This is a genomic window from Haloarcula sp. CBA1115, from assembly GCF_000827835.1.
Taxonomy (GTDB): domain Archaea; phylum Halobacteriota; class Halobacteria; order Halobacteriales; family Haloarculaceae; genus Haloarcula; species Haloarcula hispanica.
In genome coordinates, this window is sequence record NZ_CP010529.1 from 1050178 (window position 1) to 1072104 (window position 21927).

Consider the following 21927-nt stretch of genomic DNA (forward strand, 5'->3'; position numbering starts at 1 on the left):
GACATAAGCCCGGGTGAACGCCTGACAGCCGCCCGTCGTGTTGCCGGCGTGGGTAGCCAGTTGGTGCGCTCAGGGCCGCCACGATAGCCACGCCCCGTGTGGCTCGTAGTCGACGAGACGTGTCGTTTCGATGCCGTCATCAGTCCAGCGCCTCCAGTCCAGCCTCACCGACTCGCCGCCCGACAGGTCCCGCTGACCGGTGAGCCAGTGCAGCTGGCGCTCGGCCATTTGCGCTTCGAGCAACGCCGTCAGCGCCTCGCTCAGTTCCGCCGGGACCTGATACAGCACGAGCGTGTTGACGACACAGACCGGGACGTCGGACGGAATCTCGTCGAGGACCGGCGGCAGGTCATCGAGCATGTCGCCCTCGATAAGCTCGGGTGGGTCGTCGCGTGCAACCGTCAGCGCACCGTCTAAAACGGCGCGCCGCGCCCCGTGTTCGGGCCAGACGAGCGCGCGGAGCCAGTCCCTGTCGGCCTCGTCGGTCACGTCGAGCGGATTGCGGTCGATGCCAACCCGGGAGTGTATTTCGGGGGGTGTGTCCGGAAGCGGCGGGTCGCCACGTCGGACGCTGCTCCCGATGGTGACCGGCGAGTCGCTGTTACCCACTACGCAACCGTCGTAATCGTAGCGGTAGCGGTCGAACAGCAGGTTCAGGCCGGCGCTTGGCCCGAGCTCCACCAGCGCAAGCGGCCCGTCAGCGGCGCGGGCCACCCGTGCAATAGCCGGATAGAGGACCGCGCTACGCCGCACTGCGTTCGTCTGCGTGCGCCGGGTCCGCAGGAGCGGTCGGATATCGTCGGCACGGTCGAGACAGAACTCGCGGAACGCTGGGAAGCACCCGTCATCGGGGTCGTGTGCCGTCTGGGTAATGCTCGGGTAGTACTCGGCCAGCCGGTGGTTGGGATGCCGGTCGAGCAGGTACTGCACCGCAGCCAGCAGGAGATGCGGGGCCTGGCGACTTTCGGGAACGGTCGCTGCGATGTCGAGGATATCGCTGTCTTCAGCCGCCTCGCGGCAGAGATGGGCGTACAGCGGGGAGGAGTCCGCGGCCCACGTCGCCAGATCCCGGAACTGCGTCTGGAGGGATGACATAACGGCGGAGACACCGCACTGGCAGATGAGTGTTCGGCTCCCGGTAGATACTATTTAGACCGTCACACATGTAGCTGGGCCAATGAGTCTGTGCCGGCAAAACGAACTCGGACGAGTCACAGTCCTCACCGCGACGAGTGGGTACGGGATACTCTCACAGGTGGGGCGTCATGGGAACTGAATCCGCGGACGTGGCCGTCATCGGAGGCGGTGTCGCCGGTATGAGCACGGCCGCACGATTGCAGGCAGACGGCTACTCGACGGTCGTTCTCGAACAGCACCACAGCGTCGGTGGTTGTGCGGGCTACTACGAGCGGGCGGGGTTCCGGTTCGATGTCGGCGCGACGACACTCGTGGATTTCGTCACGGGGGGTGTCGGCGGCCAGCTGTTGTCGACTGTCGGCTTCGAATCCCCACCAATGGAGAGACAGGACGCCTACGACGTCTGGCTGCCGGACCGGACAGTGACGCTGTACCGCGACCAGACGGACTGGGACGCCGAGCGGCGTACGAAACTCGGCGACGACAGGCGACATCTCGCGTTCTACGACTTCATCGACGATCTCTCGGCGCGGCTCTGGCGACTCACCAGAACAGACGTCAAGATGCCGATACAGAGTGTCGGCGATCTCGTTCGGAACGCCAGTGCGGTCGGCCTTCGGGACCTGCCGCTGGCCAGATATCTCCGCTGGACGATGGCCGACGCGATGCGCGCCCACGGCGTGTACGACGACCGACCGCTCCGAGCAGTCGTCTCGATGCTCGTCGAGGATACGGTCCATGCCACGCTCGACGACGCGCCGCTGTTAAACGCCGTCCTTGGAATGACGATCCGTCGGACAGGGCTGGGCCGGGCGACCGGCGGGATGTACGGCTTCTGGGAGTCCTTCGTCGACCAGTACACGGACATCGGCGGGCGAGTCGAGACCGGTCGAACCGTGACTGCGGTGACCGGCTCCAACAGCGGCTTTCGCGTGGACTCGGCGGCTGGTCCGGTCCACGCAGACCAGGTCGTCAGCACTGTCCCAGTTCCCGTTACCAGAAGCCTCGCACCGACGGTCGTCGGCGACAGACTCGACGACTACTGTTCGATGCTGCAAGCCCACGAGGGGAGCGCACTCGTGCTGTTTCTCGGTGTCCCGGCAGCCGAGGTCGACAGCCGCGAGCGGACGCACCACCAAATTCTGCAGGCCTACGACGAGCCGCTGGGCAACGGGAACAACATGTTCGTCTCCGTCTCCGCGCCGGGTGACGACGTGAGCGCACCGGCAAGGCACCGGGCAGTCATGCTATCCACCCACTGTGCAGTCGAGCCGTGGCAAGGCCTTGACGAGGCGGCCTACGGGGAACAGAAGGCGGCCGCTCGCGAGCAACTGTTGGCGGGCGGCCGGACCGTCTATCCCGACCTCGGGACCGACCCGGTCGTCTCCGAGGTGGCGACGCCGGTCACCTACGAGCAGTTCACGAAGCGACCCCGCGGGGCTGTCGGCGGGTACAAGCAGACGCGGGCAAACGCGAACCAGGGGGCTGTGCCACAGAACATCGGTATCGAGGGGTTCTACCTCGCGGGCGACACCACCTGGCCGGGGCTTGGCACCGTCGCCTGCGTCAAAGGGAGCAAAATCGCGGCCGATCACGTTCGTCGGTGAGCATCACAAGGTGGCATGGCGAGCCGCAACGCGACGGGCGCGGAGAGTCAGCGTTTAGGCCGCCCGACCGGTAGAGGGGACAATGAGTATGGACCGTCCGGAGGCAGTCGAGCGCGTCGAGGAGATCGTCACGACGGTCGAAGCGGAGACGATGCCGGTCCCGGTCCGGGAGGTGTGGGTGTACGGCGACGTGGCGCTCGGGCTGGACCCGGTCGAGCGACTGGACGTGTACGTCACCAAGGACATCCTGTTCAAGGACGCGCCGGAGCGCGCCGAGGAGTTCCAGCGCAGTCACGGCGTCGACGGCGTCGGCAAGACCGTCCGCGCCGCGTGGGCCGACGAGCATCCCGAGTACATCCGCGCGAACGCCAACGGCCACGCCGCGCCCGAAAAGTGCCTCGCCGCCCACCTCCTGAACGACGACGAGCCGGTCCATCTGGAAGTGTGTAACGCCTCCTTCGAGGACAACGTCACCCAGCGGCTCAAGGGGGCGAAGATGCGAAACGACTACGAGCAGATTCTGGACCCGCGCGGGGCCTGCCTGTGGCTCGACGGCGAACGGTCGCCGGAGGCGTTCCAGAAGCTCCGTGACAACGAGTTCGTCTTCCCGACGCTGACCCAGTCGCTGTCGATGCTCGGGATGGACGAGACGGAGGCCGGCGACGCCGCCGACGCGGTCAAAGAGTACCGGGCACAGCAGGAGGGAGCGACGGTTCGGGGCGACGTGGTGTAGGCGGTCGCCGCCGGCTTTGGTAGGCCGATTACTGCAGCCAGGGCGCGGCGACCGTCGAGAATCGATGTCCGCAGGCGGGACATTCGACGAGCCCCGAGCCGCGCTCGCCGTCGTCGACGGCAGCGAACCGGCGGCTCCAGGTAACGTGTCGGCACTCCGGACAGCGGCGGACGAGCGGTGGTATCATGTGGAGACGCGAATCGGTACGTGTCGTCCGTAGCTGCTCGCCCCGCAAGGGTCTATCGGCGGGTGCCATCGCCCCGCGCGGAACCGCTGGGCGCGAACACAGCCCATGACAACTACAACGCGGTTTTGAGCGAACAGAAGGAATACACCCACACCACGGGAAGGGAATCGTATGCAACGGACGCGACGAGCGACCCTGGGACTGGTCGGTGGCATGGCGATGGGTGCCCTGAGCGGCTGTCTCGCGCCGGGCGGGAACGGCAGTGGGGACGGCGGCACGGAAACACGCACGCATCCGTCGCCGGGAACTGCTCCCGACACCGAGACCGACGACGGAGCCACCGACACCGAGACGGAGGACGAAGCCACCGATACCGAAACCGACGACGAAACGCCGACGGACACGCCGAACAGGCTGCCCGGCGACCTGGACCGGGTCGATACGCCGCCGTACGAAATCGAGGACATCGAATGCAACATCGACGACTCCGGCGAGGGCGACCGCGACCCGCTGTATCTCTGTGCAAACATGCCGGCCGAGCCGTCGCTGTCGTTCGAGCAGGCGTCGACGCGAGGGACGCTGTTTGCCGACGAAGGGCTGGAGTTCGTCGAAGACAACACCGACGACCAGCTCTACGCGACGCTGCTGACGGATGCGGACGACATCGAACGGTTCGAAAACGACAGGGGTGACGCCTACAGTCTCGCCGCCGACACCGACTTCGAGAGCCACGCCGTGCTCGTCGTCCAGACCGGCTGGGGGTCAGGGTCGATTCTCCCCCACCTGAAACGCATCGAGGAGACGGCGGACGGCATCCACGCGTTCGGCTGTTACACACAGCCCTGTGTCTACACCAGCGATTTCACCGCCCGGTCGACGGTCGTCAGGTTCGAGCGCCCGGACGCACTCGACAGCGGCGTCGTCAGCCTGACCGTCGACCCGTCGACACGGTACAACGTGGCGACGGGCGAGGACGTAGTGACAGTCGACCGGTCGGAGTGACCCCCTGATTCTTTGCGACCTGCCGGTGAAGCGACAGCTATGGCAGCCCTCCCGATTCGAACCCTCCACGTCCTCGCGATGGCGGTCCTCGTCGGCGGCACGACCCTCCTCTGGTACAGCTATCGGAGCGGCGCTATCGCTTCGCTCGCGCCCGCGCGACAGTTCGAGTGGCTGTTCTGGGCCGGCGTCGGCGTGCTCGTGTTCACCGGCGTCGGCAACCTCGGCACGCTCGGGCCGCCAGGACCCGGAACCGATTGGGGACGAACCCTGCTGGCGAAACTCATCGTCGTCGTCGCCCTCGTCGTCGGGTCGGTCGTCCGGACGCTCCTCCTCGTTCAAGCCAGCGACCGCGAGGCAACATCCGGTGACCTGTCCCCAGCCCTTCGGCGAACGCTTTCGCGGGCCTACGGCGCGACAGCGGCCGTCCTCCTGAGCATCGTCGTCCTCGCGGAGGTACTCGCGCATGGCTGAGGACCAGCGTGAGCGGAGAGGTGAAAGCGAGATAGCGACCGGGACCGAGACCGAGCCAGCGTACACCGCGGAACGGGCCGACGCGCGACGGGTATCGCTCGTGACGTGGACGCTCGCGACCTTCGACACCGCCCTGTTCGTCCTGCTCGGCGTCCTCGCCGCCCACGCGAGCGGCGGCCTCGCCGACCTGCTTGCCGGGCTGAACACCCTCGTCGGCGTGGCCGTCTTCTGCTACCTCTGGGCGCTGTTCGTCCTGGCGGTCCGATGGGTTCACGGCCGGGTGGCGCTTGACTCGGCAGGAGTCAGCACGCTCGTCCTCCACGGAGTTGCGGCCGGCTGTGCCACCGGCGTCGCGTTCCTGCTGGGTCTGTTCGCGGTGGCACTCGTGCCGACGCTACAGAGCGGCGGGGTCCGACTGCAGGCGGTGCTGCTTGTCTTGCTCATCGGGGCCGGTGTCGCCGCTGTCGTCGGCGGCGTCGTCGGACTGGTCGCCAGCCTGCTGGACGGCGCAGTCTACAGACTGGCGGGCTATTTCCTCCCTGAAGCCGAGAACGAGCAGGTCACTGAACCTCGCCGACGGTAACGAAGAACGGGACCGTCTCGCGGCGTTCGTAGGCCTCCGCTTGCATCTGCTCGATTACGTCCCGGCCCATCGACCGCCAGCGCTCGCGGAGCGCGTCGTACTCGGCGGGCGTCGCATCGCCGTTGAGAATCGTCTCGCGGTTGTGTGCCAGTCCGGTTCCAGTGGCTTTCCGCTGGGCCGCCTGCATCGCCGCGTCGTCGTAGGGCGGCTCGATGCGCTGCTCCTGGTCGTACTGCGTCGTCGAGACGACGGACAACCCCGCGTCGCGGAACACGTCGGCGGCGTCGCTCCCGAGAGTGACGTCCGTCCGCACGCCATCGAGGAACAGCCGGCGAGCGCGGCGGGCCAGTGTCGGCTCCGCGTCGACGGTCGACTCGACGGTGACGGCGGCGTTGTTCGGCTCGATGGCGGCCACCCGGTCGGTGGCGACGCGGGCGAACTCCCGAACCGCGACCTCGGGGTCAGGGAGGTTGATGAGCAGCGCCTGACACACCACCAGGTCGAAGCTGTCGCCGGCAAAGGGGAGCCGCGTCGCGTCGCCGCAGACGGTCGGGTCGCCGGCGGCGGCCAGCAGATCCGTATCAGCGTCGAGGCCGACGACCGTTCCGTCGGTCTCCTCGCGGAGGACACGGGTCAGTTCACCGGTCCCACAGCCCACGTCGAGGACGCGCTCGCACTCGCCTAACTGCAGGTCCGAGAGCGCCTCGCGGGAGTCGGCCCACATCCCCCTGCGGGTGGTTTCGAGGTAGTCGGCGGAGAACCTGCGCACAGTTCCTCAGAGTCGAGTCGCCCCCAAAAGTACCGCGGTCGAACGCGCTCGAACTTCCCCACAGAGTCGAGAAGCTCGGATACGCCGCGCTCGATAGCGACGTCTATTCGCCGCGGAGTTCCGTGACGCGCTCGATGTTCCAGGCGAAACTCTTGCCGTTCTCGGTCGGCGTCTCGAGCACCAGCGGCACGTCGCGGATGGCGTCGTGATTGACGAACGCGTGCATGCCGTCCTCGCCGATGTGGCCCTCGCCGATGTGGGCGTGTTCGTCCTTGTTCGTCCCGCACTCGTGTTTCGAGTCGTTGAGGTGAACGCAGGCGAGGTCCTCGAAGCCGACGACCTCGTCGAACTCCGCGAGCGTCTCGTCGACGGCCCCGGGCGTCGAGAGGTCGTAGCCCGCGGCGAACATGTGGGCCGTGTCGAGACAGAACTCGATGTCCTGGTCGGTGCGCTCCCGAACCGTCGCGAGATGCTCGAACTGGCCGCCGAGTTTCGTCCCGCTACCGGCGTCGGACTCGACCAGCACGGTGACGCCCTCGGGGATGTCGAGGTCGTCCAGCACGCTCGCGGCGTTGTCCAGGCCGCCGTCGACGCCCGCGCCGGTGTGAGCGCCGAGGTGGACGTTGACGTACTCGATGCCCAGCTTCGCGGCGGCGTCGACCTCCTTTTGCATCGAATCGAGGGACTTCTCGCGGAGGTCGTCTTTGGGCGTACAGAGGTTGACCAGATACGACGAGTGGATGACCCACGGGCCGACGCCGTGGTCGGCTGCGAGGTCGCGGAACTGCTCGGCTTCGTCGTCGTCGATGTTCGGGTCCTGCCAGACCTGTGGCGAATGGGAGAATATCTGCCCGCAGTTGCCGCTGTACTCGACCTGTTCCTCGACGGCGTTGTAGACGCCGCCGGCGATAGAGGTGTGCGCCCCGACTCGTACCATGCACACCGGTCGGTGATGCCCGACAAAAGAGGTTCCGGAGTGCCACGGTCGGTTATAGCTCGTGTCCGGATTTCGCCGGGGCGGGACGACAGACCGGGGAACAGGGATACCCGACCGCCTCAGACCCACTCGCGAACGGGCGGGATCATGCGGAGGCTCGATAGCGCGAGGTATGCACCGAACAGGACGAGAACCACGCCGATAGCCGCTGGAAGCGGCGTTGCTGACATTAGTAACGCTGCGCCCCAAGAGGCCAGTACGATGCCGATACCGACCAACATGAGCGTGCCGAGCGCGCCAAGCACTGCGTCCTCGGTAGCCACCCGAACAACCGCGTACAGTTCTTCCTCGGAAAGCGTTGCGGCGCTGCCGTCGGCTGCCTGAGGGTCGGCGGAGGTGTCGGCAGCGTCGTCATCAGCGGGGGACGAGACCATGCCACTGCTTGGCCGGGTTGCCACAAAACGGTGACGTAGCTCTGTTGTCAGGAACGTTGGACAGTCCGCCCTCGTAGCCCGTCATTGCAGGCGTGAGGGTCACGATAAATCGACCACCGCGCCGACATCGGTGACCTCGCTGTCGAGCATATTCTTATCAATAGCCAACTATCTAGTTTTGAGCGTCTTCAGTCGACTGGTAATCGACTTATACCGGTCTCGATAAGTTAGTAATAGCCAAATGACCGAATCACAGGCCGCAGTAAATGAAACACGCGAGTTCGAGTTCGTCTTGCAGTTCGACGCGGGAGCCGATAGCCTGATGGACGTGTTCCGGCAGCACGAAAGTCTCTCTGTGTGGTCCTCGGCCATCTTCGTCGGTGACGACCATATGTGGCGGCTGGACCACGCGAAGGGGACGCCCGAGGCCCTGAGTGCGTTCGACGAGGTCTTTCTGGACGAAGACCGCTGTAACGAGTGTTTCGACGTCGTGAGCTGTGATACGACGCGAACCTACCATATGCTGGACCGCGGGGAAACGTCGCGGACGGTGTACACGTTGCGTCGCGAAATCAGCGGCTGTCAGTCGCTGCCGAGTTTCCTGCACCGACACGTCAGTGACGGGGCTATCTTCGAATCCCGGCGGACTGGCGACGAGTACCGCTGGCGCGTCCTCTATCCGGGGTCGAACCCCATCGGCGAGGTGTACGACAGAATCGAATCGAGCCTCCGCGATGGCGTCACACTCTCGGTGTCTCACATCACCAGTGCTGGAAACTGGAAGGCCACCGAACGGGTCGCGACGAACTTCTCGCCCCAACAGTGGCGGGTGCTGAAGGCCGCCGTGACCCACGGCTACTACGAGCGGCCGCGGGAAGTCTCGGTCAAGGACCTCGCATCGATACTGGACGAGCCCCGGTCGACCGTGCAGTACCAGCTCCGGACTGCCGAGGACCGCCTTATCTCGCAGTTTGTCGAAGAAACACTCTGAAGGGCGATCTTTCAGGGTAGGACGCGGCTCGTGGTGGCCCGGCACGGCCGTCATCGCCGGACCGCACCGCCAGCGTCAGGGCGACCGGCGAATCCACTCGTCTGCGTCGAATTTATCCCCCGCGTGCTCGCGTGCGCGTAAGAGTTCGTCATCCGTCCACGAGCCCTCGGTCGCGTCGACCCACTCGGCCAGCGTCGAGCGGAGCGTCTCGACGGCTTCGGCGCGGTCGATATCGGCGTACTCGTCTATCGCCCCGACACGTTCGGTGAACCGCTCCGAGTCGGGGTCGGCGGTGAAACAGCCGCAGTGGCGGTCGGGGCGCAGCGAGACGGACAGGGAACCGTGCTGGATGACGGCGTCCTTCTGGCGGTACTGCGCGTTCCCGCTGAGTTTGCGGCCGTCGGGGCCGACGATATCGTGGGCCGGATGGAGTTGCCGCAGGTAACAGGCCGGCTGGTGGACCGCCGACCGCTCGTCGTCGGCAAACGACGCGTCGACGCCCATGCGCTCGAACGCGTCCAAAACGGGCTCACAGAACTGCTCGTAACACGCCATCAGATCGCCCGGCACGGCGTCGGCCGGCGCGATGATGCCGTACGAGATGTCCGCCACGCTGTCGTGATAAATTGCGCCGCCACCGGTGGGTCGTCGTGTTACCCCAATATCCTCGCGCTCGCAGAACGCCCAGTCGATCGTGTCTGGGTCCTGTCCGTAGCCCAGCGACAGCGTATCGGGCCAGGTGTACACCCGCACCGTTGCCGGACCGCCAGCCGCGACGGTTTCGGCAGCGGCCGCTTCCAGTGCCATCGTCATCGGTCCGGGTCGTGTTTCCTCGCCGATGACGCGCCACTCCAGGTCGGCCAGTGACATACCTGGGCTTCGTGACGCGATGCGATATGAATTGCGGGCTAGCAACGGGTGGAATGACTGACGGGGTCGTTGTTTATGCAAAGAGCCAGAAAGCCCCGGCCGGCTGAACTCGGGGGGCTCGCTGCGCTCCTTGTCACACCCTCCGGTCGTTCCTGTGGTGCTTACATCGCCCGCCTTCGTCCAGCCGCCCACCGGGAGACCTGCGGTCTCCCGAGCAGTCGGCGCACAGCGCCGACAACGCCCCTTTCAGTCCCGCCCAGCATTCTTTGTCCAACCGGCTACGGGTGGGACTGAAAGGGGCCGCTCGCTCGACGTTCGAGGCGATGCAAGCACTGACGAGCGACGTTGAGGAGCGAGGAAGCGCGCAGCGAGTCGCAGGAGTCGAGCGAGCGGGGGCTTTCTGGCTGTACAAACACCTGTTACCAGTCACGAGAGCGACAGAAGTGGGTCCTAGCCCTGGACGTTCCCGCAGTCGGTACAGGTCAGTTCGAACCGACCCTCGGCGAGGGCGACGCTCTGGGTCGTTTCTTCGTCGCACTCCGGGCAGTGCGCTCTCGATTCTAGCTCGTCCCAGTCGTGAGTTGCACCGGGCGCGCCAAAGGCCCAGCCGATGACGCGCTCGTCGCCGGAGTTGTACCCTTCCTGAAACTCGCCGGGCTCGAAGCGAATGAGTTCGCCGCCCGAAACATCGACTTCCTCGCGGTCGAGGCCGACCTCGAAGGTGGTCTGTCCCTGTTCGATGTAGAACACCTCTTCTTGGTCGTGGTGGCGGTGGAGGCTTCCCGAGAAGGAGTCACCGGGTTCGAGTTCGAAGTAGTTCGCCGCGAAATGCTCGGTCCCGAGTTTCCGGGAAACGGGCTTGCGGATGTCGTGTACCTGCATCGGGTTCCGTTCGACCGGTACGTCGTCGATAGTTACTGTGTTCATGGTCGGTGTTGTCCTGAGTCGGGCTACCGCTGGCCCCTGTGATGCGTTCGCAATCCAGCATTAGAAGGCACTGTTCCGGAGTTTATAGTTTTTCGGGACAGCATACGGTAGGCAACCGCTCCGACAGTTCCCGGGCAGAGCGGACTACGCCGTCGATGCGGGACGCTGTTCGAGTATGTCAGCCATCACGCGGGCCTCAGCTTTCCGGAGGTGTTCAGCGGCAGTTCCGGGTGCACAGCCGAGTTCATCGGCGACATCGTCGACGCCGCCTTCGCGAGTGTCGCCGTAGTACCCACAGTCGACGGCGGCGGCGACGGCCTCGAACTGCCGGTCGGTGAGCGCCGCGCCGGTGTCGAGCCGCCGGCTGTCGTACTCCCCCACCTCCCGAACGTCGACGGAGACGCCGTCTGGCACCGTCTCGACTGCCTGCTGGACCGTCCCGCCCGGACCGACCAGCGTGAGTCCGACCGTGCCATCGGCGTGGTAGGCGACCGGCGAGACGATGACTAGACCGGCCCGCGTGAGGGCGTCGACGAGGTCGTGACCGGTCGCCGACGGCGAATCCTGTACGTAGAGGAAGAACGTCTCGTCGGGACACGTCGAGATAGCATATTCCCGGACGGTTTCGGCCTGTTCCAGCGCCGCTCGGTAGGGCTCCGGCGGGAAGCCGTCGACGTGAAACAGCAGCGTCTGGAGGTCGGAACCGATGTCGTTGCCCCGGAGGAGATAGCTCGCCTCGTAGCCGTCGTGCTCAACGACGAACTGGTGCATCGAGTGGCGGACCTCAGGGGCCATCCACAGCGAGAGCGTGACGTACTTCATACCTGACTGTTCCGAGAGGTATTTAAAATAACCTCGGGCATGAGGGGACAGGTCGAGGGACGCAAACGCCGAACGCACGGTCACGGAGATGGCCCAGACAGTCCACCGAACCGACGATGTCCATCCGCTTATCGAGCCGATCGCCGACCACGTCCTTTCCACCGAACGCCACGAGAACGCCCCGGCTGCTGTCATCCGTGCTGACGAGGTCCAGACCGTCCTCTCGACGCTTCGAACCGAGGCCGGTCTGGACCACTGCGCCTGCGTCACAGCCCAGGAGTACGCCGACCGGTTCGAGACGATCTATCACCTGCGACGCTACGCCGACCCGACACAGGAACTCTCGGTCGTCGTTCCGACACCCAGGGAGTCGCCGAGCAGCGAGTCAGCCGCACCCGTGTACCCGACGGCGGCGTGGCACGAGCGGGAGGCCTACGACCTGGTCGGCATCGAGTACGAGGACCATCCGGACCTCCGGCGCATTCTCCTGCCCGAGACTTGGCAGGGCCACCCACTGAGCCGGGACTACAATCAGGACCAGCCACAGATCGTCTCCTTCCGGGAGCACGAGCGCCTGCTCGAAGACCGCCGTGAGGGGCCGGAGACGATGCACCTCAACATGGGGCCACACCATCCCTCGACGCACGGCGTTCTCCACCTGAACGTCCAGCTCGACGGTGAGCAGGTGGCGGCCGTCGACCCAGACATCGGCTACATCCACCGCTGTGAGGAACAGATGTGCCAGCAGGGGGCCTACCGCCACCAGATCATGCCCTACCCGGACCGTTGGGACTGGGGCGGGGCCGGGCTGTTGAACGAGTGGGCCTACGCCCGCACGGCCGAAGACCTCGCCGACATCGAGGTGCCGGCGTATGCCCAGGTCATCCGGACGATGGGCGGCGAACTCTCGCGAATTCTCTCGCACATGCTTGCGGTCGCGACCTACGCGCTGGACGTGGTCGGGGAGTTCACCGCCACCTTCCAGTGGGGGGTCCGGGACCGCGAGCTCGTGCAGGACATCCTTGAGGACCTCACCGGCCAGCGGCTGATGTTCAACTACCTGCGGCTGGGCGGCGTCGCCTGGGACCTGCCCGAGCCCCGCGAGGCGTTCTTCGAGAAGATACGCGCGTTCCTCGACGACCTGCCGCACAAGCTCACGGAGTACCACGACATGCTCACCAGCAACGAAATCCTCCAACTGCGAACGGTTGACACGGGCCACCTCCCGGCCGAGACCGCGAAGGCCTATGGCTGTACCGGGCCGGTCGCCCGAGCCTCGGGCGTCGACTACGACCTCCGGCGGGACGACCCCTACGGCTACTACGACGAACTCGACTGGTCGGTCGTCACCGAGCAGGGCGGCGACAACTTCTCGCGCCTGCTCGTGCGCCTGCGCGAAGTAGAGGAGTCCGCGAAGATTATCCAACAGTGTGTCGACCTGCTGGAGGACTGGCCCGAGGACGACCGCGAGATACAGGCGAACGTCCCCCGCACGCTCCGGCCCGATCCCGACGCCGAGATTTACCGCGCCGTCGAGGCCGCCAAGGGCGAACTCGGCATCTACATCCGTTCGGACGGGACGGAGACGCCAGCCCGGTTCAAGATCCGCGGTCCCTCCTTCTCGCACGTCCAGGCGCTGTCCGAGATGGCACGCGGCGAGTACATCCCCGACCTCGTGGCGACGATCGGTAGTCTGGACACTATCATGGGCGAGGTCGACCGGTAGGCCGATGTCCGTCTGGGACGAACACAGCCAGTGAGTTTTGTACGCCGGGCACGTACGTCCGGTGATGACTGAACAAGCGACATTCGCGGGCGGTTGCTTCTGGTGTACGGAATCGGTGTTCAAGCAGGTCGACGGCGTGACCGATGTGGTCTCGGGCTACGCCGGCGGCCACGTCGCCGACCCCAGCTACGAGGCGGTCTGCCGCGGGGAAACGGGCCACGCCGAGTGCGTCCAGCTCACTTTCGATCCGGACGAGGTGAGCTACGAGGACCTGCTCGCGGTCCACTTCACGACGCACACCCCGACGACGAAAGACCGGGAGGGCAACGACGTCGGCACGCAGTACCGCTCGGCCGTGTTCTACCACGACGAGGCCCAGCGCGAAACCGTCGAAGCCCTCATCGAGGAGATAGAGCCGGGCTACGACAGCGACATCGTCACCGAAGTCGAGCCGCTGGAGACGTTCTATCCCGCGGAAAAGTACCATCAAGACTACTTCGAGAAGAATCCGGACCAGAGTTACTGTCAGTTGACCATCCCGCCGAAAATCGAGAAGCTCAAAGAGAAACACGCGGAACTGCTGGCATGAGCTTCGAGTACACGACGGAAGTCGAGGTCCGGTACACGGACATCGACACGTACGGCCACGTCAACAACGCGACATACGCGACCTACTTCGAGGAGGCTCGCATCGACTACCTGCACGACGTGGTCGACTGTGGCGAAGCGCTGCTCTCGGGCAGCGAGTCGGGCACCGGCATGGTCATCGCGAACCTCGAAATCGATTACATCCAGCCGGTCCGGATCAGTGACTCCGTCGCCGTTGCCGTCCGGGTGCCCCGTCTGGGCGGGAAGAGCTTCCCCTTCGAGTACGAGGTCCGGACCGAGGACGGTGTGGCTGCGACCGGGGAAACGACTGTCGTCACGTACGATCGCGACACGGAATCCTCGCGTCCGATCCCCGAAGACTGGCGGGAGGCGATCACGGAGTTCGAGGGGCTGTAGCCACAGCCGATAGCGTGACGCCGCCCATTTCGTTCCGCCACGCTAGAAATCATCGAGCCGACCGGTGGTTTTATTTTTCATCGAGATGTTGTATTGAAAACATATGGAATATAGTACCGACCTCGGACGGCGCGCCCTCTTTGCCCTCGCAGGCGTAGCACTCCTCCTCGTGGTCGGGTTCGTCCTGTCCCAGTTCCTCCCGACGCTCGTGTTTACCGTCTTCCTGTACTACGCCAGCCGACCGATCTATCGACGGCTCGGGCGGCTTCCGCTGCCCGATTCGTTCCTGAATCGAGCCGTCCCCTACCAGAAGCAGGTCCACGCGGCGGCCACGATCTTCTTCTTTCTCCTGCCGTTCGTGGTTCTGGTCGGCTACACGCTCGTCCTCATTGTCCCCGAATTACAGGCGTTCTTCGGCGAGGGCGGCTTGGGCGCGGCGTACCTCGCGCAGTTCCAGGATCTCCAGGGTGGTTCACTGCCGGGGCCGCTCGCCGACCTCGGCTTCACCGATTTGCTGGCAATGGGACCGGCTGAGGTGATCGACCTGTTGCGAAACGCGACAGTCCAGTCGTGGCTGGGGCAAATATCCGATACGCTCATCGGCTCCGTGAGCATGCTTACGGCGCTACTGCTGCGCGTGTTCATCGTGTTCGCTGGAACGTACTACCTGCTTACCGACGGACCGCGCCTCGTCGGCTGGTTCCTCGACACCTTCGACGGGTCGGGCGTCCTCAGGGAGTACGCGGCAGCAGTCGACGAGGAACTGTCCTCGATTCTCTTCGGGAACATCCTGAACGCACTGGTGACTGGTGTAATCGGGATTTTCGTGTTCTCGCTGTACAATCTGGTCGCTCCCGGCTCAGTGCAGATTCCGTTTGCACCACTCGTCGGCGCACTCACCGGCATCGGGAGCCTCGTTCCTGTCGTCGGAATGAAAATCGTCTACCTGCCCGTCGCTGCACTGCTTGCGATCTCCGCTGTCGTCACGGGACAAACGGCGGCCCTGGCTTGGGTCGTTCTCTTCCTCGCAGTCACGCTGGTCGTCGTCGACACCATCCCGGATTTCCTGATTCGGCCGTACGTCAGCGGCGACCTGACCCACATTGGCCTGTTGATGTTCGCGTACATCTTCGGACCGATCGTGTTCGGATTCTACGGCATCTTCCTTGGCCCGATTCTGCTGGTCCTTGCCGCCCAGTTCTTCCGGATTCTCGTTCCCTACATCATCACGGGCTCAGTCGAAACGACGCAAACGTCGCTCTCCGACTACGACTCCGCGGAGTCGTAACGGGCTATCCGTTCCCGAGTCGGGCTCTGGCGGTCCCGAAGTCGAGACACCGACTGTCTACCGACGAGTCGACTCGGTCGAGCCACCGCAGTTCCATCAGCGAGAGCCGGTAGTGACACGTCGACGGCTCGATCTGTTGCCAGTAGATGTATCGGACGTCGGGTACTGGTTCGGCCTCGTCATAGGCCGCTGGAAGGTCGTGGGTTTCGAGGTCCGACATCGGCACCGGTCCCGGCGTCTCGACGGGTGTGAAGACGACGCCGACGCTACCGAGGAAGGCGACGTTCACGACGAGGACCAGCGCAAGGACGACGCCGAGATTCTGCGCCTGTTGTCGGTCGCGAAGCACCGTTGCGATCATGCCGATACCGATTGCGACGAACGCGAGCCCCGGAATGAGGTCGGTGTAGCCGCCTGTTTCGAAATCGACGAACAGTATCAGAAACGCGAACCACGCTGCGCCGACCGGAATCCACCATTCGGTGCGCCCGGCAACGCCGTCAGTGTCTGTGAAACAGCATCGAGCGGTATGAGCGAGGCCGAGCCCGCCAAGCAAGACGAACGGTGACGCCCATTTAAAGTGGACGACACCGGCGACGAACCGAGCGAGCAACGACGCGTGTTCCTCCGTTTGTAACGGTACGAGGAGAACCTGAACGACCATCTCCGAGGCTGAATGCCAGAGGAGAAACACCGGCAGCAACATGACGACGGTAAAGCCGAGACCGCCGGTGACGACACGCTCAAGCGCCCGCGTGTCGCGCCGTTGGATCGCTAGACCGACCACGATCAGCGGGAAGATGGCCCCAGCCTGCCAGTATCCAACACTGGCTGCCGCAGCCACGCCGCTCAGTGCCGGGTAGCCACGCGTGTACAGATATATCGCCAGTAATCCACAGAGAACGAGGAGATATTTCGCTTTGAACCCATACGCCGGCCGGACGGCAAACCCCGGCAACAGGAACATCGACAGGCCAGCCAGCAGCGCAGCGATATCATCGCCAGTGATGTCATAGACCAGTATCACGACGAGTCCGACGATTGCACACACCGCACCGCTCATCAGCACCACGCTGAGGAGGTGGAGTCGGTACATATCGCCACCGGACAGCAATGCCAGTATCCCGGTCGTCTCGTAGGACAGCGGCAACTTCGGTTCCCAGGCGTCGACGTACAACCGCCCTCCGCGTGTCAAATACCAGCCGAGGTGCTGGAAGATACCAGCGTCGGGTGCCATAGGCGGTCGAGTGGAATCGAGTGTGATTGTCACGAAAAAGTACAGTTGCGTGCCGACGGCAAACAGTACCGGAAACGCGAGTCGTCTATCGTGGGGATGGAGGGCAAGCGAGCGAAGCAGATCTCTGAGTTGATCTTTGTTTCGTCTGCTCACACGGGCTGTTTGTGTTCAGGTGACCAAAAGTATAGACTAATTTAGAATATATTCAGTAGCCAAAGGCAGCTACTGTTCGCATTACATATACTGCTACCGAAGTTAGGATTGTATTTGTAGATTGATGTGTAGCTCGCAACCCCTTTCAGACACCGTTCATATAAAGGAAGCCTGCAACCGGTCAGAGCCAGCGTTCACGAGTCCTCAGTCGTGATTTGAGCTACAGAGACGTAATACAGCGGTGATACCCGACCGATAATACTACTATGTGAACCTGTACTCATGTGGGTTAAAGTATTCCTACTCGGCAGGACATTGTCTCAGACGCTGTTGGGCGCGAAACACCGAAATCAGGTCCGTATCGGAGTAGCTAGATACCCATATCAGCCCGATTGCAAACCGAACAGCGACGAGGCCGAGACAGGGTTTTGTATAGCGAATGCTAATTTATTGATGCCATCCGCCGAACGCGTCGGCCTTTTACCAGTTGGCCCAGTAGAGAACCCTAATGGTCCAGAACGTGGCTTCAGTGATGGCGGAGCTGGAACCCGAGGACTTCCATCTGCTCTCTGGCGTCGAACAGGGGATGCGGTTCTCGGAGTACGTCGCCCGCGAGAAGTTGACCGAATTCTCCCGGCTGACGACGGAGGACGTCGACTACCGGCTCGACCGGTGTGCGGACCGGGGGCTGGTCGAGCGCAAGACCATCCAGTACGAGGGGTTCAAACTCACGTTCGAGGGGTACGACACGCTTGCGCTGCACACCTTTGCCGAGCGCGACACTATCGAAGGAGTTGGGTCGCCGCTGGGTGTCGGCAAGGAAAGCGACGTGTACGAGGCTCAGTCGTACAAACCGGTAGCGCTGAAATACCACCGCGAAGGGTACACCAATTTCCGCGAAGTGATGAAAGAGCGGGAGTACACCGCCGACCGCGACCACGTCTCCTGGCTCTACACCGCCCGGAAGGCCGCCGAACGGGAGTACGATGCCCTCGAAACGCTGTATCCGGACGTATCAGTCCCACAGCCTATCGACACGAACCGCCATGCGATTGTCATGGAGAAGATAGACGGCGTCGAACTCTCCCGAACGAAACTCGAACCGGAACAGGTACTGCCGATTCTGGATCTCGTGCTCGAGGAGATGCAGACGGCCTACCGCGAGGGGTACGTCCACGCGGACATGAGCGAGTACAACGTCTTCGTCACGAACGAGGGCGTCGTCGTCTTCGACTGGCCCCAGGCCGTCCCGACCGACCACGAAAACGCCAGGGAACTGCTAACTCGCGATGTCGAGAACATCGTGAGTTACTTCGAACGAAAATACCCGCAGGAAATCAGCGACGTGGACAGGGACGCAGTCGCCGAACGGCTGGCGACCGACGCGTTCGATTCTATTACCGATTTTACCGAGTAGCGACGTTTTAGCCGCTATGCACCTTCTGTTGGCTGTTCACGGACGAGTCGGAGCTTGGCCGATCGCGGGCTGAATAAACCATATAATGCGATACGAAAATGGTTAAACCGACTGAGCGGGTCGATTCGAGACAGCGGTGAGAGAGGCGGTGTGTTCCGGGTAGCGAAGCTGAGTGCCACGCGACGGACTCGCTGCGTCGGACAGCGGAGTCAACTGTTCCATTTACCGACTTCGCAGATTGGATTAGGCAGTCCTAAAAACCGCAGACGTTTTATATTATTAGGTTGGCCTAAAACATATGGCAGACGACGGTACTGCGTGCGGGGCACAAACGGGGAGAGACCCGCAGAGGACTCGATGGCGAGCGGTGTCGTATCGTCGAGGACGACGTCGGCACCCTTCGCGGGGTAGCGGCGTGCACCGCGGGCCATATCCCGAGGTCCCAGTGGCGAGCAGTTGCTCGACCGCCCGTGCTCTGCCGACACTATTGGGGGGCGTCTGCCTGATGAGTGGCGACAGCGGTAGCGGGATATCGGGGGAACCGAACGATGGGTAAACGCCCGCAACGGTCGCGCGCTCGACTGTGGACTTGGGCCTACGCGGTGGTCTTCGGGACCGGTGAGCAGTCGACAGGGGAGTCGACGGCCAGTACGCCCGCAGCAAGCGGCGGGGATGGGGCGGATTCGGCGGAGCGATGAGAACGGCACCGGAGTATTTGCTGGCGATCTACATCGCACAGCACCGGGATGACCCGCCAGTCGCACCGGGAGAGTTGGGGGAGATGCTCGATCGGTCTCCGGCGGCGGTGACGGAGATGTGCCAACGACTTGCCGAAGACGGTCTCGTCTCCTACGAGCCCTACGATGGGGTGACGCTAACTGAATCGGGGCGCGAGGAAGCCACAGAGTTACACGAGACGTACGTGACCGTCTCGTGGTTCTTCCGAGGCGTGCTAGATCTCGACGACCACGAGACGGAGGCGATGGAACTGGCCGGTCTGGTCAGTCCGATGGTCGCCGAGCGGTTGGCGGCTACGCTCCCCTGTGACGCCGGGGCGGAGGGTACACGGGGGGTTACCGATTCAGACTCGACGACCTCCGATGGGGACACTGCGTGAGGGGGCTGTACTGTTCAAGACCTATTTTAGGCCGTGCGAAAAGTTGATAGAATTGATATAGTAAAAATTCGGCCTGCCAAGATTCTGGGTTTTGGCGGCCTAAAAGATGATATTTTAGGCCCCCCAAAAACACCAGTTTTATGATATGTTGGTGCGTAGGTAGAGCTGTCATGAGCGCAGAAGGACTCGAACGACAGACGCGTAACTACTTGAGCAACAACGTCCCGCAGATCCAGCAACACGGCGGCAACTTCGAGGTCCGCGAGGTCGACGAAAGCGCAGGCACAGCCACCGTCGCTATCGGCGGCGCGTGTTCGGGGTGTGGCATCGCTCCGATGACGATGAAGGCAATCGAACAGCGACTCCCCAAGAGCGTCGACGGGCTCGAAGACGTCGAAGTCGTCCGCTCTGGCGGACCGCGCGCCGCGGTCATGCCCTCGAAGACCGACGACATGGAGGAGATGGACGAGTACGAGGATTACAGCCCGCCGTTCTGAGCGCCCGCTCGTATCCGGATCGCAACTGTCGACATTTGCCCGGTACTGACCGGGACTGGGTTTTATTCACACCGGACAGCGTTCGCCGTCGAGGAGAGATCGGTTGACCGGTCGGGCTGCCGTCAGTGTGTGGACGGAGTCAGGTAGCTATCTGCGAGGATTCCGGGGCGAGAATTAGACCGGCAGCGTATTCTCGGGGACCGTGCCGTCGTCGGACCAGCCGCGTGCGTCGTAGTACTCGTCGAGCGCTGCTTCGAACGACGGGATTTCGTAGGGGAGCGCGTCGTCTGTCCGGTCGAAGCCGCGCTGGTTGTTGAAGTGGCGTTCGAGGGTCACGGTGCGAGCGCCAACGGACATCAGGTCCTCGAAGTCGGCATCGAAGAGCTGTTCGTAGCGCTCGGGAGTCATGAAGTCCCGCGAGAACTTGCAGACGACGCCGCTGTCGTTCAGCGCCATCAGGTTCTCCCGCTCGACCAGCACGTCGGCTTTCCCGAGCGTCCCCTCCGGAGCCACCGCCTGTTCGTCGGGGACGAGCGGGTACTCGACGGAGTAGAACGTCGCATACATGTGGTCCGCGCCGCGGTTGGCGACGGCGTAGGAGAGCCCCTGGCCGTGAAGGACACGGCCCTCGTGAGCCGAGAAGTCCATCCCCTTGACCGTCCAGTTCTCAACACCGAGGTCGTCGTAACAGCGGTCGATGCCCTCCGCGAGGGTGTCGCCGATTCCGTCGCGATGGGCGATTTTCTCGACAGTCTCGTGAATCAGGTCGGTGTCGCCGAAGGCGTCCTCACTGGCGAGATACGCGGCGACGGTGTTGCCGGCGGAGATGGCGTCCATCCCGAGGCGGTCACAGAGTTCGTTGGACTGCATCACGTCCACGATGTCGTCGACGCCGGAGTTCGACCCGAACGCCATCGCCACCTCGAACTCGGGGCCTTCGGTCTCGACGCCGCGCTCCTCGTCCCGCGTCGGGAGCTTGCAGGCGAACGCGCACGCTGAGCAGGTCCCCTTCTTGTACTTCTTCGATTCGACGGCGTCGCCGTTGATGCCCTCCACGCCCGCGAAGGACTGCTCGGAGAAGTAGTAGGACGGGAGCCCGTCGACCTCGTTGGCGAGGTCCATCACCGAGACGGTTCCCTGCCGTTTCATGATGTGGTCCGCTGTGGCGGCTTCCCGGTGAATGTCCGTCTGTATCGGCGGAACCTCGATGTCCGGTGGGGAGTCGCCCGCGAACGTGAGTCCCTTGACGTTTTTCGCGCCCATGACCGCGCCGAGGCCGCCGCGACCGAACGCCCGCTCCCCGCTCGTCATGATGGACGCGAACCGGACCCGGTTCTCGCCGGCCGGGCCGATAACGGCCGTCTGGTCGGCCTCGATACCGTGTTCGGCGTCGAGGTACTCCAGCGTCTCGGGAACGGTCGCGCCGGCGAGGTCGGGGACGGCCTCGAACTCGACGCCGTCGTCCCGAACGTGGAGGATGACGAGTTCGTCGCTCTCGCCGGTGAGTTCGACAGCGCTGTACCCGGTATCGGCGAAGTTCCTGGACATGAACCCGCCGGCGTTCGAGGAGAGCAGTCCGTCAGTCAGCGGCGAGACGCCGGTGCAGTTCATCCGGCCGGTGAAGCTCATCTGGGCGGCCTGCATCGGCCCCGTCGAGAACACCAGTCGGTTCTCCGATCCGAACGGGTCAACGTCGAACGGGATCCGCTCGTGGGCGAGCCGCGTCCCGACGCCGCGACCACCGAGGTACTGTTCGAGGATGCCGTCTATCTCCTCCGTGTTTCTCTCACCCGCTGACAGGTCGACTGTCAGCAGCGGCCCCGTTGAGTATATCATGATTGTTGCTTGACTATCCATGATCTTATCGATTGTGCCATGGGCGACTGTTCAACTGAAGCCGTTCCCACCTCCATCAGGAGGCACTAATAAACCCATAATCGGTGTAATAGCGTTTTACTGTGGTTTCGGCCGCAGTTCATGATATCATGTTTACACTATAAGTATGATCAACAATAAC

Annotated in this window: 23 protein-coding genes; 14 read left to right on the forward strand and 9 right to left on the reverse strand. The window is 63.7% G+C overall.

The window, feature by feature from the left end:
- Window positions 1-69: 69 nt before the first annotated feature.
- Entirely contained in the window at window positions 70-1095 is a 1026-nt protein-coding gene (locus tag SG26_RS05060; protein WP_050037022.1) for a DUF2332 domain-containing protein, read from the reverse strand.
- Between the two features lie 170 nt (window positions 1096-1265).
- On the opposite strand from SG26_RS05060, the gene SG26_RS05065 reads away from it, so the two are divergent.
- From SG26_RS05065 to SG26_RS05085, 6 genes are all read left to right on the forward strand, one after another.
- On the forward strand, window positions 1266-2744 hold the full coding sequence (locus SG26_RS05065) for an NAD(P)/FAD-dependent oxidoreductase (RefSeq protein ID WP_050037023.1): 1479 nt from the start codon (window positions 1266-1268) through the stop codon (window positions 2742-2744).
- Between the two features lie 82 nt (window positions 2745-2826).
- Window positions 2827-3477, forward strand: coding sequence for a hypothetical protein (locus SG26_RS05070; RefSeq protein ID WP_175055143.1), 651 nt, complete (start codon window positions 2827-2829; stop codon window positions 3475-3477).
- Between the two features lie 64 nt (window positions 3478-3541).
- Window positions 3542-3697, forward strand: coding sequence for a hypothetical protein (locus SG26_RS21090; protein WP_154020789.1), 156 nt, complete (start codon window positions 3542-3544; stop codon window positions 3695-3697).
- A gap of 138 nt (window positions 3698-3835) precedes the next feature.
- Window positions 3836-4666, forward strand: a complete 831-nt coding sequence (locus SG26_RS05075) for a hypothetical protein (RefSeq protein WP_050037024.1) — start codon at window positions 3836-3838, stop codon at window positions 4664-4666.
- 39 nt (window positions 4667-4705) lie between these two features.
- Window positions 4706-5137 carry a CopD family protein gene (locus SG26_RS05080; protein WP_014041200.1) on the forward strand — a complete coding sequence of 144 codons (432 nt, stop codon included), beginning with the start codon at window positions 4706-4708 and terminating at the stop codon, window positions 5135-5137.
- On the forward strand, window positions 5130-5720 hold the full coding sequence (locus SG26_RS05085; protein ID WP_014041201.1) for a hypothetical protein: 591 nt from the start codon (window positions 5130-5132) through the stop codon (window positions 5718-5720). The genes SG26_RS05080 and SG26_RS05085 overlap by 8 nt, the downstream gene beginning before the upstream one ends.
- Here the strand turns inward: SG26_RS05085 and SG26_RS05090 are convergent.
- The 3 genes from SG26_RS05090 to SG26_RS05100 all read right to left on the reverse strand — a co-directional run bounded on the left by SG26_RS05090 (window position 5698) and on the right by SG26_RS05100 (window position 7860).
- Entirely contained in the window at window positions 5698-6444 is a 747-nt protein-coding gene (locus tag SG26_RS05090; protein WP_014041202.1) for a methyltransferase domain-containing protein, read from the reverse strand. The genes SG26_RS05085 and SG26_RS05090 overlap by 23 nt on opposite strands.
- Window positions 6445-6592: 148 nt before the next feature.
- Window positions 6593-7426 (reverse strand): deoxyribonuclease IV, encoded by an 834-nt coding sequence (locus SG26_RS05095; RefSeq protein ID WP_050037025.1) that lies wholly within the window; start codon window positions 7424-7426, stop codon window positions 6593-6595.
- Window positions 7427-7545: 119 nt separating this feature from the next.
- Complete coding sequence (locus SG26_RS05100; RefSeq protein ID WP_008308090.1) at window positions 7546-7860, reverse strand: hypothetical protein; 315 nt, start codon at window positions 7858-7860, stop codon at window positions 7546-7548.
- 241 nt (window positions 7861-8101) lie between these two features.
- Here SG26_RS05100 and SG26_RS05105 point away from each other — a divergent pair, with 241 nt between their 5' ends.
- Window positions 8102-8851 carry a helix-turn-helix domain-containing protein gene (locus SG26_RS05105; protein WP_014041204.1) on the forward strand — a complete coding sequence of 250 codons (750 nt, stop codon included), beginning with the start codon at window positions 8102-8104 and terminating at the stop codon, window positions 8849-8851.
- Between the two features lie 75 nt (window positions 8852-8926).
- On the opposite strand, the gene SG26_RS05110 is transcribed toward SG26_RS05105, so the two are convergent.
- The 3 genes from SG26_RS05110 to SG26_RS05120 form a co-directional block, all read right to left on the reverse strand.
- Complete coding sequence (locus SG26_RS05110; protein WP_050037026.1) at window positions 8927-9721, reverse strand: biotin/lipoate A/B protein ligase family protein; 795 nt, start codon at window positions 9719-9721, stop codon at window positions 8927-8929.
- A 450-nt stretch (window positions 9722-10171) separates the two neighbouring features.
- Window positions 10172-10648 carry a cupin domain-containing protein gene (locus tag SG26_RS05115; RefSeq protein ID WP_050037027.1) on the reverse strand — a complete coding sequence of 159 codons (477 nt, stop codon included), beginning with the start codon at window positions 10646-10648 and terminating at the stop codon, window positions 10172-10174.
- A gap of 144 nt (window positions 10649-10792) precedes the next feature.
- Window positions 10793-11470, reverse strand: coding sequence for a helix-turn-helix domain-containing protein (locus SG26_RS05120; protein WP_050037028.1), 678 nt, complete (start codon window positions 11468-11470; stop codon window positions 10793-10795).
- Between the two features lie 88 nt (window positions 11471-11558).
- Here SG26_RS05120 and SG26_RS05125 point away from each other — a divergent pair, with 88 nt between their 5' ends.
- The 4 genes from SG26_RS05125 to SG26_RS05140 all read left to right on the forward strand — a co-directional run bounded on the left by SG26_RS05125 (window position 11559) and on the right by SG26_RS05140 (window position 15489).
- Window positions 11559-13196, forward strand: coding sequence for an NADH-quinone oxidoreductase subunit D (locus tag SG26_RS05125; RefSeq protein WP_050037029.1), 1638 nt, complete (start codon window positions 11559-11561; stop codon window positions 13194-13196).
- A gap of 64 nt (window positions 13197-13260) precedes the next feature.
- On the forward strand, window positions 13261-13785 hold the full coding sequence (msrA, locus tag SG26_RS05130) for a peptide-methionine (S)-S-oxide reductase MsrA (RefSeq protein ID WP_023843406.1): 525 nt from the start codon (window positions 13261-13263) through the stop codon (window positions 13783-13785).
- Window positions 13782-14201, forward strand: a complete 420-nt coding sequence (locus tag SG26_RS05135) for a thioesterase family protein (RefSeq protein ID WP_014041210.1) — start codon at window positions 13782-13784, stop codon at window positions 14199-14201. The genes msrA and SG26_RS05135 overlap by 4 nt, the downstream gene beginning before the upstream one ends.
- Before the next feature lie 103 nt (window positions 14202-14304).
- Window positions 14305-15489 carry an AI-2E family transporter gene (locus SG26_RS05140; protein WP_050007077.1) on the forward strand — a complete coding sequence of 395 codons (1185 nt, stop codon included), beginning with the start codon at window positions 14305-14307 and terminating at the stop codon, window positions 15487-15489.
- Window positions 15490-15493: 4 nt separating this feature from the next.
- Here the strand turns inward: SG26_RS05140 and SG26_RS05145 are convergent, their stop codons facing one another.
- The gene (locus SG26_RS05145; protein WP_050037030.1) at window positions 15494-16726 is read right to left on the reverse strand and encodes a DolP-mannose mannosyltransferase; all 1233 of its coding nucleotides are present in this window, start codon (window positions 16724-16726) and stop codon (window positions 15494-15496) included.
- Between the two features lie 661 nt (window positions 16727-17387).
- On the opposite strand from SG26_RS05145, the gene SG26_RS05150 reads away from it, so the two are divergent.
- The 3 genes from SG26_RS05150 to SG26_RS05160 all read left to right on the forward strand — a co-directional run bounded on the left by SG26_RS05150 (window position 17388) and on the right by SG26_RS05160 (window position 19910).
- Window positions 17388-18296 (forward strand): serine/threonine-protein kinase RIO2, encoded by a 909-nt coding sequence (locus SG26_RS05150; RefSeq protein WP_050037031.1) that lies wholly within the window; start codon window positions 17388-17390, stop codon window positions 18294-18296.
- 694 nt (window positions 18297-18990) lie between these two features.
- Window positions 18991-19413 carry a metal-dependent transcriptional regulator gene (locus SG26_RS05155; protein ID WP_014041214.1) on the forward strand — a complete coding sequence of 141 codons (423 nt, stop codon included), beginning with the start codon at window positions 18991-18993 and terminating at the stop codon, window positions 19411-19413.
- 170 nt (window positions 19414-19583) lie between these two features.
- Entirely contained in the window at window positions 19584-19910 is a 327-nt protein-coding gene (locus tag SG26_RS05160) for a NifU family protein (RefSeq protein WP_014041215.1), read from the forward strand.
- Between the two features lie 174 nt (window positions 19911-20084).
- On the opposite strand, the gene SG26_RS05165 is transcribed toward SG26_RS05160, so the two are convergent.
- Entirely contained in the window at window positions 20085-21746 is a 1662-nt protein-coding gene (locus SG26_RS05165) for an aldehyde ferredoxin oxidoreductase family protein (RefSeq protein WP_050037032.1), read from the reverse strand.
- Window positions 21747-21927: the final 181 nt, after the last annotated feature.